At 45.2% G+C, this 13487-nt stretch carries 8 protein-coding genes; 6 read left to right on the plus strand and 2 right to left on the minus strand.

Features of this window, described 5'->3' with window-relative positions:
* Window positions 1–107: 107 nt before the first annotated feature.
* The 4 genes from RMY31_RS27875 (at window position 108) to RMY31_RS27890 (ending at window position 8727) form a co-directional block, all read left to right on the plus strand.
* Window positions 108–2234 (plus strand): contractile injection system tape measure protein, encoded by a 2127-nt coding sequence (locus RMY31_RS27875; protein WP_322657483.1) that lies wholly within the window; start codon window positions 108–110, stop codon window positions 2232–2234.
* A gap of 48 nt (window positions 2235–2282) precedes the next feature.
* Window positions 2283–3884: a DUF4157 domain-containing protein gene (locus tag RMY31_RS27880; protein WP_322657484.1), complete on the plus strand. Its 1602-nt coding sequence runs from the start codon at window positions 2283–2285 to the stop codon at window positions 3882–3884.
* A 150-nt stretch (window positions 3885–4034) separates the two neighbouring features.
* Window positions 4035–7535 (plus strand): DUF4157 domain-containing protein, encoded by a 3501-nt coding sequence (locus RMY31_RS27885; protein WP_322657485.1) that lies wholly within the window; start codon window positions 4035–4037, stop codon window positions 7533–7535.
* A gap of 103 nt (window positions 7536–7638) precedes the next feature.
* Window positions 7639–8727 carry a YbjN domain-containing protein gene (locus RMY31_RS27890; protein ID WP_322657486.1) on the plus strand — a complete coding sequence of 363 codons (1089 nt, stop codon included), beginning with the start codon at window positions 7639–7641 and terminating at the stop codon, window positions 8725–8727.
* 5 nt (window positions 8728–8732) lie between these two features.
* Here RMY31_RS27890 and RMY31_RS27895 read toward each other — a convergent pair whose 3' ends face one another.
* Window positions 8733–9137: a hypothetical protein gene (locus RMY31_RS27895; RefSeq protein WP_322657487.1), complete on the minus strand. Its 405-nt coding sequence runs from the start codon at window positions 9135–9137 to the stop codon at window positions 8733–8735.
* Window positions 9138–9742: 605 nt separating this feature from the next.
* Here RMY31_RS27895 and RMY31_RS27900 point away from each other — a divergent pair.
* The gene (locus tag RMY31_RS27900) at window positions 9743–10531 is read left to right on the plus strand and encodes a DUF4157 domain-containing protein (RefSeq protein ID WP_322657488.1); all 789 of its coding nucleotides are present in this window, start codon (window positions 9743–9745) and stop codon (window positions 10529–10531) included.
* 513 nt (window positions 10532–11044) lie between these two features.
* On the opposite strand, the gene RMY31_RS27905 is transcribed toward RMY31_RS27900, so the two are convergent.
* On the minus strand, window positions 11045–11578 hold the full coding sequence (locus tag RMY31_RS27905; RefSeq protein WP_322657489.1) for a hypothetical protein: 534 nt from the start codon (window positions 11576–11578) through the stop codon (window positions 11045–11047).
* Between the two features lie 544 nt (window positions 11579–12122).
* Here RMY31_RS27905 and RMY31_RS27910 point away from each other — a divergent pair.
* Window positions 12123–13463, plus strand: coding sequence for an ATP-binding protein (locus RMY31_RS27910; RefSeq protein ID WP_322657490.1), 1341 nt, complete (start codon window positions 12123–12125; stop codon window positions 13461–13463).
* Window positions 13464–13487: the final 24 nt, after the last annotated feature.

Here is a 13487-nt window from a genome sequence, read left to right on the forward strand (position 1 = left end):
CGAATGAACCTCCGAGATTAGCGAACGAACCTCCTAGCCAATATTTCAAGTTCTAACTCTTCTCTGCCTTCTGCCTGCTGCTGCTAACAAAACACTAAAACTTATATATGAGTAAACAACGACACATCATCGGCCGAACTGTACTAGAGCTTGATACTGGGAATTTGGCAGATGTCTGGAGCTTACAACAAGACGTAAGCCGCTTGCTCCAGCAGCAAATCGTGCCCGAAATGGAGCGCCTGTTCGACCAACTGGTGGGGGACGATCGCGTCGTCCGGCTGGATCGGGTAGTTGTGGAAGTAGGCTCAGTCGATCGCCGCTTTTTGGCAGATGAATTTGTACAAAACCTGCTGGCGACTCTGCACCAAAATCTAAGCGATCGCCTCGCAAATCTGCTACTAGATACTGAAACTATCACTCGCGATCGCACTGGCGCAGATTGGGAAGTATTGCTGTATTTTTTACAGTATGGTCGCCTGCCCTGGTGGGTATCATCTGGGGACTGGCAGGCTTGGTTCCCCCGCTGGGAAGCCGTGATGCAGACTGAAACTGCTTGGCGGACACCTTTGCAGGAATTGCTGGCGACCAACCAGGGAGTGCGGCAACGCCTAGTGGAGCAGTTGCCAGAATTTTTCCGACACCAATTAATATTGCAGGTGCAGCCCGCTTGGACGCTCTGGGCTACCCTACTGGCGCAAGCTCAGCAGCTGATACAGTCCCTAGAACTGAGCAGTAGTGCCGTCCGGTATTTGGATAGGCAAGCTTGGCTGTTACTTTTGAGTGAAATTGCCCCAGATAACGCACAAGAAAGACCCTTCCCAGCCGCTACCTGGAGCCGTAACTGGCTAGCCCAACTAGTGCAAACTTGGCAACAAGAAGCACTGATTGAAGAGCAACGTCTACGCACCAGTATCGAAGCACTACCAATTGCCCAAAGATCCCTTTGGCTGACTGCGCTCGACCAAGTGCCAAATTTGACACCAACTCAGGACTCTGAAAACCTGAGCCGCGATCGCCCTAGGACGGATTGGGAAGTATTGCTGTACTTTTTATCTTATGGTCGTCTGCCTGGAGGACAGCCATCTGAGGACTTGCTAACCTGGTTACCCCGCTGGGAAGCTATTATGCAGTCTGAAACCCACTGGCAGCAACCTTTACGAGAATTACTCACGACCAACCCAGCAGCGCGACAGCGATTAATCGCTCAGTTACCGGAAGCTTTCCGGCATCAGCTAGTATTGCAGTTACAGCCAGCCTGGACGATTTGGCACATCTTAATGACCCAAGCCCGAAGAATAATGCAATCTCTGAGCCTGAATAATGACACCTGCGAGCAATTACAGCAGCAGGCTTGGTTACTGCTTTTAGCTGAAATCGGTTTAGATAACGCGTCAGGACAAACCTTCCCGGTCGCTAGCTGGACTCGCAACTGGCTAACCCAACTAGTGCAAATTTGGCAATTACAAGCACCGGATATGTTTAATCTGTTAACTGAAACTTCTCGCCCCGTTGAAGAAGCAGAACCGATACAGAACAGACATTCTGATTCCCAGGAAACCTCCGATCGCCAACACCTACGTACTATCATCGAAGCATTACCAATTGCTGAAAGCCCCCCATGGTTGACGGCACTCAACCAAGTGCTATCGGCTGATACGACCAAGCGATCGCTAGAACTGAGGGAAGCTGCAACCTCGCCGATAAACGAAATATCTCCAGAAGAGGAGACCGCGGGATTGTTTGTCAACCAAGCTGGACTGGTGCTGTTGCATCCGTTTTTACGCACCTATTTTGACGAAGTTGGGCTGTTGAATGGCGAATCTTTTCGTGATGAATCGGCACAGCAAACGGCGATTTACCTGTTGCATTACTTAGCTACCAAGCAAACCGATGTGCCAGAATACGAATTGGTGCTGCCCAAATTGCTCTGTGGCTGGTCGCTAAACGAGCCAATGTCCCGCGGGCTAGATTTACCCGCAACCGCCCTAATAGAAGGGGAATACCTACTGCAAACAGTAATTGACTATTGGCAAGCCTTGAAAAGCGCCAGCCCCGACGGTCTGCGTGAAGGCTTTTTACAGCGTGCAGGCAAACTTACCCGCAGCAATGATGGCAACTGGAAAGTTCAGGTAGAGCAACAGCCAATTGATATCTTGCTGAGTCGTCTCCCTTGGGGAATGAGCATGGTGAAGTTACCCTGGATGGAAGATATTCTGATTGTGGAATGGCATTAGCCGACAACACAGCCAAAAACGACTACTTTTCTGCCCAAGGAAAACCCCATGAAACGCCGCGAAACCCAAAAAAGCACACATCATCAGCCAGCGACGCGATCGCTAAAGCCTTTTTTCGGGGCAGCGGCGGATCGGGTATTCTTTGCAACAGAAAAGGCCCAGTCTACACCCTTTTTCCCAGCAGAGAACTTCAACCAGCAACAGGCAACGCCAGCGGTGCAGCGGATGCCAGCGTTTGAGAGCGAAGTCAATTCCAACGGAGCAGCCCTTGTGCAACGCCAAACTGACATGGGAAGCGAACTGCAAGACAAAGAATCCGTGCAACGACAGGTGCAGGAAGAGAAGCCTATCCAAACAAAAGTGGATGGTAACCAGCCTGCCGAAGTCACCTCATCCCAGATGCAGCAGCCAAACAACACCGGACTGCCCGATAACCTCAAAGGCGGGATTGAAAACCTCTCCGGCATCTCGATGGATGATGTGAAAGTCTACTACAATTCAGCCAAACCTGCCCAAGTGCAAGCGTTGGCGTATACGCAGGGGACAGATATCCATGTAGCACCAGGGCAGGAAAAGCACTTGCCCCATGAGGCATGGCATGTGGTGCAGCAGAAGCAGGGAAGAGTGAAACCCACGTTGCAGGCTAAGGGTGTGGCGATTAATGATGATATGGCCTTGGAACGCGAAGCGGATGCGATGGGAGATAAAGCTTTCCAGAGGAAACAAGACCACACAGCAAAGACGAGTCGATTAGGTGCGTTTAACCGACGAGAAGAAAGCCCGATGCCGTTGTGGAACCAACCAGTGCAAAAAGAAGTAAGTAAGGACGTGATTCAAAAAAGGACACGTATCGAATACGATCCCCCGCAAAATTTCAGCTATCACGATCCAGCCGCTGGCTTAGCTGGTGTAGGGCATTTCCCCGCGATTAATGCTCAAACTCCTGTTGGTCGAAGCGTCCACGCAGAATTGGATCTAAACGATCCAGTTCAGGGTTCAGGGGTAGGAGGGTTAATTCCAGCAGCTTTAATGGCGAGTCTGAGTGCAAATTACCCAGGTATTAACTGGGTACAAGGGCATTTGCTCAACGCCAACTTAGGCGGCTTAGGAATCGCAAGCAACTTAGCTCCGATCACACACGACGCGAATATGCACCAATTGTGGGTTGTTGAACAGCCTGTAAAGCGTTTGCTTTATAATCAACCTGGAGGGAATTATCAACTGGCAAATGCGGGATATGTCGAGTACAACATAGTTGCTCAACCTCTAAACCCTGCTTTAAACTCGTGGCAACCGGATGTCAATTATCAATGCTCGTGGCGTAATCAACTCCCTCAAGCGATGCCTCCAGCACCTGGTGCTGCACCGCTCTGGACACCATGGCAAACTCACACTGTTAGCTCCATCTCGAATCAAACCCCTGTAGGAGTACCCCCAGCATGGAATCCATTTGGGGCTGGTATGGGCGTACCACAAGGCGGAGGTGGCGTAGTGAATGTGGCTTTTTGGAATATCGCACATGTGACACCTGCGTTCATACATGCAATAGGAGGTATGCCAGCATGGGCCCCACCCGCCCACGCACAACAAGTCATAACGCAACCCGGAGCCGCTGTAAACACGCTCAAAATTGTCGGATGGCAGTTCTAGAACTACCAAAAGTCCAGACAACGGGTAACGGAAAAACGAACCACGTTCGCTCTTAGCGTTCCCGAAGGGTAGACACGAAGGACACGAAGGAATAAATAAGCCGTCTGTCTAATGCACCCTCCTCCTACTTTTCTGCACAAGGGATAAGCCATGAAAACCAGCGAAACCCAAAAAAGCACTCACCATCAACAAGCAGCCGAATCTGAAAAGCCTTTTTTCGGGGCAACGTCGGAGCGGGCATTCTTTGGGGCAGAAAGGGCACAGCCTACACACTTTTTCCAACCAAAGGCATCCTCGCCGTCAGCCGTTCAACTCAATGTCAACAGTGATGAAGAACTAAAACAGGAAGGATTGGAGGAGACAGAAACATCAACGGTGCAGCGCCTACCTGCCTTTGAAAGTGAAAACAACCAGGTGCAAGCACATAGGGAACATCCCCTTTTGCAACTGCAACGGCAACTCGGCAATCGGGTAGTTACGCAGATGATTCAGGCAAAGCTGACGGTTGGTAAACCGAATGATGTTTACGAACAAGAAGCCGATCGCGTCGCCAATACCGTCATGCGAATGCCCGATCCGCCCGTCCAAAACCAAGAGGACAAAAAAGAAGAAACTGCTCAAATGAAGCCTCTGGTGGGTATTACGCCATTAGTGCAGCGGCAAGTCCAAGAGAAGGACGAGCCTGTGCAAATGCTGCAACGTCAAGCCACTGAGGAGCAAAAGGACGAGCCAGTTCAGACTCTCCAACGGCAGATGGCAGAAAAGCAAGACGAACAAGCGCAGATGCTGCAACGGCAAGCAGTTGAGGAAAACAAAGACGAACAAATAGCAACCCCTGAAGTTAGCTCTAACTTAGAGGGTGATATTCAAGCCATGCGTGGGGGTGGACAGCCCCTCACTGACCCCACGCGTACATTTTTTGAATCTCGCTTTGGCTACAATTTTGGCGGTGTCCGCGTTCATACAGATACCAATGCTAGTGCAACTGCTAGCAATCTGAATGCCCAAGCTTTCACAGTCGGGCAAGACATTTTCTTCAATGCTGGACGCTATGAACCCCAAACTAGCCAAGGTAAATGGCTATTAGCCCACGAGTTAACTCATACTGTTCAGCAACAACCGCGACCCCCAGTTTCCAGTTCTCCCGCTAGCGTACAGCCACACCAAACTGCCCCCATTCATACAACTAAGTCGGGGATATCTGCATCTGCCCAACCAAATGCGATCGCCCAGCGCCAGCCATTAGCCATTAGTTCTGCCACTCCTCAAGTGCAGCGATTTGGACTTGATAGCATTCTCAATTGGGTAGCAGATAAAGCCGCCAATATTCCGGGGTTTACGTTGTTAACCGTGCTATTGGGACGCAACCCAATCAATAACAGGTCTGTTGAACGCAGTGCCGTCAATCTGGTACGTGGTTTGATGGGACTGGTTCCCGGTGGTGAGTTAATCTTTAAAACCCTCCAAGAATCTGGTGCCCTTGACCGTGCCTTTACTTGGTTAAATGCCCAGGTTCAACAGCTCAACATCACTTGGGATGGCATCAAAGCCTTCTTTAGCCGAGCTTGGGATGAGGTCGGGATTACTGATGGGTTCGAGGGTGCCTACGAAAAAATTAAAGGCATCTTTGCCCCAACCGTGCGCCGGATCTTGAACTTTGCCTTATCTGTAGTTGGTAAAGTGGTGGAATTCATTAAGGAGGCAATTCTTCAACCTGTTGGGCAATTTGTGAAAGAAAAGGTTCCGGGTTACAAACTGTTGACAGTCATTCTTGGGAAAGACCCAGTAACAGGTGAACCAGTCGAGCGCAATGCGACAAACTTCATTGGTGGTTTTCTAGAACTTGTGCCCGGTGGTAAAGAAACCTTCAAGAACTTGCAGGAATCAGGTGCTATTGAGCGCGCCACTACCTGGCTGGAGCAAGAAATTAAGCGCCTTAACCTGACTTGGGAAGGGATTAAAGCACTTTTCCAGCAGGCGTGGGATGTCCTCTCAATCAACGACATTACCAGCCCGTTGAAGGCATTTGGAAAGATTCAGAATATCTTTGGGCCGCCGATTAAACGAATTGGGGAATTTGCGATCGCTGTTGGAAAGAAAGTCCTAGAATTCGTCTTTGAAGGAGTACTCAAACTCGCAGGCCCGTTTGCTGGGGCGATTATGGGAGCTGTGAGACAAGCAGGCAATGTCTTTTCTCAGATTATTCAGAATCCCATTGGCTTTGCAGGTAACCTAATTAAAGCAGTGAAGCAGGGATTCCAGCAGTTTTCCAGCAATATTACGACACATTTGAAAACTGGGTTAATGGGTTGGCTATTTGGGGCGCTGGCTACTGCGGGAATTACCTTACCCCAAAAATTTGACCTAGAGGGAATTGTCTCCCTAGTACTGCAAGTCTTGGGCGCAACCTATGCTCGTCTGCGTGGCGTACTGGTGGGTTTAATTGGTGAAAAGGCAGTAGCGAGAATTGAGAAAGTCTTTGATTTTCTAGTAACGATCGCCACCAAAGGTCTTGCAGCAGCCTGGGAAAAATTAGTGGAATTCATTGGTTCCCTAAAAGACATGGTGATTGGTGCGATTCAAGACTGGGTTAAGTCTAGGATTGTCACAGCTGCTGTTACCAAGTTGATTAGCATGTTCAACCCAGTAGGAGCCGTGATTCAGGCAATTATTTCTGTCTATAACACTGTCGCCTTCTTCATGGAACGGGCACAGCAGATTTCCATGCTTGTCGCAGCGGTAACTAAATCAATTGGTAGCATTGCCGCAGGTGCGATCGGGACGGCTGCCAACTTTGTAGAACTGTCGATGGCCAAGGCAATTCCGGTAATCCTTGGCTTCTTAGCTCGCTTCATTGGTTTGGGTAACGTGGCGGAACCGATTCAGAAGACTATTAAGAGTATCCAAGATAAGGTTTGGGGAGCAATTACCAAACTGGCGAATTTTATTATCAGCAAAGTTAAGAGCCTGTTTGGAATTGGCAAAGATAAAGAGGGTGAGGCAGGAGTAACCGATCCAGAGCATGACAAGAAGGTTGAAGTTGGTCTAGATGCAATTGATCGAGAAGAACAGAAGTATTTGAAAGAAGGCAAAATTTCAAGAGAAGATGCTGAGAAAGTTGCGACTACTGTAAAAGCTAATCATCCAATTTTTAAGGCAATCACAGTTACCGATGGAGATACCAAGTGGAATTACCACTATATTGCAAGTAATGGCGATCACAAGGGTCAAGCAGAGAAGGGAAAAGTAGAAAAACGTGTGATACGGGCATTCCATGGTGCTGATGGCAATAAAATTTTAGGAATTATCGGACTCAAAAAAATGATTCCAGGCGATCAAAAAATCTTCCTTGCTAGAGGAAGTTTCGCTCAAGGCTTTATGCATGGGGGCGATCAAACCAGAAAGGCTAGCTTTGTTATAGAGGTTGAACTTACCTTTTCTCCTGAGAAGGTTAAACAGAAATTCACCTCAACTCAAGGAGTGCAAGATACCCAATTACTTGAAACAACAGAGTCAGTTGATGCTGAAGTTCTCACACTTTTCATTCGTAAACCAAAACCAAAAGATGAAGGTGGGGGATTTGAGTTTAAGACAATAAGTGGTGAAGTAGACATTACCGCTTATCTGAAAGAAGGCTACAAAGATGAATAATATTACTTTACTAAGCTAAGCTCCAAATACACCAGTGTTGAGACCACATACTAAGCCTGATTCTGAGTTTCAATATCAGTCATAATTAGTCAAAATTCAACCAATGCAGGATCAAACTCACCTTGAACCACAGACTCCAGCATTTTCAATGGCGATCGCACCTGCCATCCTCAAGCACGCCATTATTTCACCTAACCACCAAGATGGCAAACTCGTGGAATGCTGTTTGATTTGCCAACTGCCTCTAGAACTTTATCAAACTATTGAGAAAAACAGTCTCTTTAACTTCAAACCAGAGTTGTGCAACCAATCCATCACTTTCTCGCCCAACACTGAGATTACCCTCAAAGCTACTCTCCACCCCGATTGCCTCCCCGATTTTGGTGAACATGCCACCACTTCTGAAACCGCGCTTCAGTACTTGCAACAACTCAGTAAAACCCAACCCGATCATTCTCTGTTGAACTTGGACAACTGGTTTGTCCTCTCTGCTCATCAAGGTGAACTTGGGTATACTACCCTTTGGAAAACCCTTAACCCCAGTAAATTGGCGGCTGGAAACATTACTGAAGAGGAACTAACCCAATCGCTGAGTCAATTTCTTACCAATCTCACAGAAAATCAGCTTACCAAAGCCGCTGACCACTTTATTCAAGAACTTTTTAGCGATTTTGCAAATCCATTTAAAGTAGATAACACCAACCCTGGTGACAATCCGATTACCAACGCTACGATCGCATTTTTCACCAACGATGATTGGACGTTTACCAAAATCCAGGGTAAACCGATTCTGCAAATGGGTTATCAAGGGAAGAACGGGCAATGGCTTTGCTATGCCAGAGCTAACGAAGCCCCGCAACAATTCGCGTTTTATTCCATTTGCCCTACCATCGCCCCAGAAGAAAGACGACTGGCGATCGCAGAATTCATTGCCCGCGCCAACAACGGTATTGTCATCGGCAATTTTGAACTCAACTTCAGCAGTGGCGAAATTCTCTACAAAACTAGCATCGATGTTGAAAGCGATCGCCTCACTTCTGCTCTAATCAAACGATTGGTGTACGCGAATGTTATCACGATAGACCAATATCTACCAGGCATCTTGGCTGTAATCGAAGGCAGACTATCGCCAACCGAAGCGATCGCCTTCGTGGAAAGTAATGCTGATTTAGAGAGTGAAGGCGATCGCTAGGAAGTTTATTCAGGCGTAGCGTCACGCCCGACTAGAATTTCTAGTTCAGCCTTGTTTTCTGGTTTATTCTCAGATGCATTCTTAAACTTGAGGATTTTTGGTTCGTTACCTAATAAAGAAACTACTCCCGAACCTAGATACAAATGAGGTTGATCCAGTTCTATCTTCCCTGCATCGTCGATACCGTATGTGATCTTAATGTTTTTGGTGCTGTCGCTGTATACACTTGATTTAATCACCAAAAAACCGATCCGTTTACCCTCTGACGGCTGAACTTCAATAGACTTTTCTTTGTCTGGTTCAATCACGACATCGATTTTGTCATAGGCTTCTACAACTAATTCCTTAGCTTCATTAATCGTAGGCCCCCCTACTACCTGCACCGTTAGCGTTACATTAACTTTTGCCATAGTTATTTTCTTCTCCTGATACGTGAGAACGTAGAATTCATAACCTTTAATGTTCGTTTTAACTCAATGCAAAACACTCAAAAAATGATTTTGCAGAGTTATCTAATGCTAGTTTTTTTGACTAACATTACAAATCTCAATATCTCCTAATAAATTAAAATTTGCTCAATCTAGTAGCTGCTAATGACTGGCAATCTAAATAATAAATCATTAGCAAGCTCATAACTGATTTATAAACAAGGATTTACATCAGGCAAAAGTATTGCTTCAAGATTCTTACAGTATTTAAGAAAATTCAGAGTAGTCATTGCTCATTTTTAGCTTCAAATCGTTGATTTATAAGGAATGTAGATATCTTAAGAGTGAGTTGATAAATTACCTTTAATGTGACATCTTTTTAAATTGAACTCAGTAGCGATTTTGTACTAATGTCGATCGACGATAAAATATAATTACTTCTGCCATTTTGGGATAGTTTTCGAGCAGCCACATTGATTAGCCAAAATATTGCTGTGGAAAGGATATTTCTGCTGAAACCTAAATTTTTCCTATACCTAGAAGACTATTAAATTAAACAATTCTCGTTTACCTTAAATAATCTCAATATGCTAGCCTTCCAATTCAAACGCTCCCACAAAGCACCTGCTTCTCAAGAAAACCACGAACCTTTCTTTAAGAAACCAGGAAGTCGTGACAGTCATTTTTTCTCTAGCACAAAAGAAAATAGCGTCCAGACCAAACTTACTGTTGGCAAGACTGGTGATGCTTTTGAGCAGGAGGCCGATGCGGTTGCTAATGCTGTAGTGAATCATTCAGATAGCGATGTCTGGCGACAAGACGCTTCTCTTCGAGACGCTTCGCGAACGCGTCTACGCAATTCCCAAAATCCTGCGTCAAATGCGATCGCGCAGCGCCAAGAGGATACGGCAAACTCCCGAATTCAGAGACAGGAGGAACCCAAAAAAGAGGAAGTGCAAACGAAGCCGGAATTGCAATTGATGGAAGAACCAAAACAGGAAGAAGTCCAGACAAAACCAGACGTGCAACTACAAGAAGAACCGAAAGAAGAAGTCCAGACAAAGCCTGAGGCGGGTACTCAAACTGCAAACCCCTCCCTCTCTTCTCGTCTCCAAAGCAGCAAAGGGCGTGGTCATCCCCTGCCGGCTAAAACCCAGATCGAGATGGCATCTGCTTTTGGTACAGACTTTAGCGATGTTCATATCCACACCAACCAGGAGTCTGTCCAAATGAATCGGGAATTAAAAGCCCAGGCATTCACTCAGGGAAAGGACATATATTTTAACCAAGGAAAATTTGATCCGGAATCGGTTACAGGCAAACATCTTTTAGCGCATGAACTGACGCATGTGGTGCAACAGAACAAGAATTTGTAGTCAGTCAATGTTGCCAAGCAATTAATTTTGCAACAATGAGATAGTTAATTTTTTATAATATTTAGGGTCAAATCAGCAAGTTAATATTTCAAAGAGGTGTTGTATGCTAGAAACCTTATTTTGGTTAATTGTTTTTCCGTTCGTGTTTGCGTTTATTCTCGGATTTATGAGCTATGGTATAAGTGAGATTTTCAATTCAAATAAAGAATCGCAAAAATCATCAAATTCACTTTATTCATCCTGAAATGAAGCAAAAACTGTCAAAATAATTCGTAATCGATAATGCGTAATTCGTAATTATTAGCTAATAGAAGAAAGCTGCGATCTAAAAATTCAGAAATAAAACTTTTTGCTGAACTAACTCAAAGTTAGTTGTTACCCATACAATTACGAATTATTCGCTGGGTGCATCTCAGTTTTTATTTTGCAATGAGAGAATAGCTGTCATTGCGAGCGAAGCGTTCGCAATGACATGCAAAAAAGTGGGATGCTCCTTTATTCGATTGGGTGTTATTAGATCGATTTACCTGATTCAGTAGTTAGCGAACTTTCTGATGAAGCAGACGCAGGAACGGTTACAACCTCCCCAGTTGTCGATGTCGATTCCGGTTCCGGCGAGTCAAATTTAATTTCCCACCCAAAGAAATCTTTAATGAATGAGTTAGCCCAGTCGAATATACGTTCAAAAGGCCACAAAAGAATTTTCAGAAAGGCAAGGAAGAGTTCATCGAGTGTAGGTTGTTTAGTTTCTATCCACGTCCGAAAGTGAAGGCCACTTCTAAACCCAATGCCCCATACCCAGATAATGAGGGCAGCTAATAAAAGAAATAAAAAGACAACAAGGGTAATTGCTTTCTTAAAAATATTCCAGGTTTTTAGCGCAGCTTGCTGGTAGACAGATGAAGTATCTTCTTCTGAGAGAGTTTTCCATAATTGTGTTATTTCTTGAATAGGATTGTACTGTATAGGCTGAGAATCATCCCTTGTATAGAGAACTGGAAGGCTATTAAAGGATTTTTGACTTTGTTGAACCTCAGTTTCTGGCATAAATTTAGTCAACCTCTTAGTTTGATAAAGGAGGTAGTGCGTTGGAGAGACAGCGCCGTAGTATTAGCGTAGCGTTAGATTAACTTGGACTACAACGAACTAGGGTTTGAGTGATTTTGATCGTTATTTCGCAATAAATCTAATTTATTATGAAATGTTATTCTAAAAAATAAAATTGATATATAAATTAAAAACTAAAATATCTCGACAACCATGTTTCTCAACAGTTTTACTTCTAGTATCACCAGAATAGGCATAATGTGAAATTGAATCTGTTTTGATCTGTATGGCTTAAGTGGATTTGGCCATGTTTTAGTCATCTCAATCGAGCAATCTTCTGCACTCATCTAAGATTAATTAACCTCGCGATCGCCATAGTGGCTCAAAACCGTTGAGCTTATTATCAGATTGGATGGGTCATACCAAATTGGGATTTGATGTATTCCTTCAAATGGAGGGTAGCGGGTGAAAAACAGCCTGTACAAAGCCTTTTTTTATATATCTTAATTACGAATTAGTATCAGTCTTCTAAACTGCACATAGTATGAAGTATTTGCCTGATGTTCAAACTCTAGAACAAGGACTTAATTACCTGGCTCAGGTAATTAAGTGGCGTATGGACTATCACTTCAGTAGCAATGGGCACAAAGTACCAATGCCCAGTTCACCAGACGGATGGCTGACTGGCGAAACACCCCTAACTCGCTTTATTCACAAACACCAATTAAATACTGCCGAGCAACTAACCTTACTGATGGCACTTGCTCCTCATTTGCAACCTGATTTTTTTGATTGCTTGATTACAGCCAATTTACCTCAAGCTGGTGACTATCCCCAAATTGGTGGCTGGCGAGGTAAGGCTCATCGGGGCTTTCTCCCGACGGGTGAAACGGTGCTGTTCATGCTAGGTGGTAACCAGTTTGCCGAACGCCTGCGTCTGCAACAACTCTTCAGCGAAGAGCATCTCTTTGCCCGCGATCGCGTACTCTACCTCGATTCACCAACCGATGGTGAACCTTTGATGAGCGGTAAGCTAGTTATGGTTCCAGACTATATCGATTTATTTACCCAAGGGCACTTTTCTCGCCCTCACTTTAGCATCAACTTTCCTGCTCAACGCATCACCACGGAGATGGAGTGGGAGGATCTAGTCCTTAATGCTCAGACTTTACAACAAATTCACGATCTAAAAGCTTGGATTACTTATGGACCTACCATTCTTTATGACTGGAATATGAAAAAGAAGCTGAAATTAGGCTACCGAGCATTATTTTACGGCCCCCCTGGTACAGGTAAAACTCTCACAGCCAGTCTTTTAGGCAAATACACTGGCAAAGATGTTTATAAAATAGATATTTCTATGGTGGTATCAAAATTTATCGGTGAAACGGAAAAGAACCTGGCTAACCTCTTCGCACGAGCCGAAAGTAAGGATTGGATCTTGTTTTTTGATGAAGCTGATGCTCTGTTTGGCAAACGTACCAATGTCCGTGATGCACACGACAAGTATGCTAACCAGGAGGTGAGCTACCTGCTGCAACGGATAGAAAACTACGATGGGCTAGTTATCCTGTCCTCCAACTTCAAAAGCAATATCGACGAAGCTTTCATCCGTCGCTTTCAGTCAATTATTCAATTCCCCATGCCCAATTCCAAAGAGCGGTTGCAACTGTGGCAGATGGCTTTCCCATTCCAAGTTAAGCTGGCTGAAACAGTAGATCTCCCAAAGCTTTCGGCTGGTTATGAATTGAGTGGATCTGACATACTGAATGTAATACAGTACTGCTGCCTACAGGCGCTACAGCGAGGCGATGCAACCATTTATCAAGAGGATTTGCTCCACGCTATCAAGCGGGAATTAAGCAAAGCAGGAAAGATTATGTAACTATTTCGGTTGTATTGCAAATAT

It is taken from the genome of Dendronalium sp. ChiSLP03b, from assembly GCF_034531165.2.
GTDB lineage: Bacteria > Cyanobacteriota > Cyanobacteriia > Cyanobacteriales > Nostocaceae > Dendronalium > Dendronalium minutum.

Bases quoted from the DNA above. Each gene is read 5' to 3' on its own strand.
- RMY31_RS27890 (WP_322657486.1), top strand. From the start codon at position 7,639: ATGCAGGATCAAACTCACCTTGAACCACAGACTCCAGCATTTTCAATG.
- RMY31_RS27905 (WP_322657489.1), bottom strand. From the start codon at position 11,578: ATGCCAGAAACTGAGGTTCAACAAAGTCAAAAATCCTTTAATAGCCTT.
- RMY31_RS27900 (WP_322657488.1), top strand. From the start codon at position 9,743: ATGCTAGCCTTCCAATTCAAACGCTCCCACAAAGCACCTGCTTCTCAA.
- RMY31_RS27880 (WP_322657484.1), top strand. From the start codon at position 2,283: ATGAAACGCCGCGAAACCCAAAAAAGCACACATCATCAGCCAGCGACG.
- RMY31_RS27910 (WP_322657490.1), top strand. From the start codon at position 12,123: ATGAAGTATTTGCCTGATGTTCAAACTCTAGAACAAGGACTTAATTAC.
- RMY31_RS27885 (WP_322657485.1), top strand. From the start codon at position 4,035: ATGAAAACCAGCGAAACCCAAAAAAGCACTCACCATCAACAAGCAGCC.
- RMY31_RS27895 (WP_322657487.1), bottom strand. From the start codon at position 9,137: ATGGCAAAAGTTAATGTAACGCTAACGGTGCAGGTAGTAGGGGGGCCT.
- RMY31_RS27875 (WP_322657483.1), top strand. From the start codon at position 108: ATGAGTAAACAACGACACATCATCGGCCGAACTGTACTAGAGCTTGAT.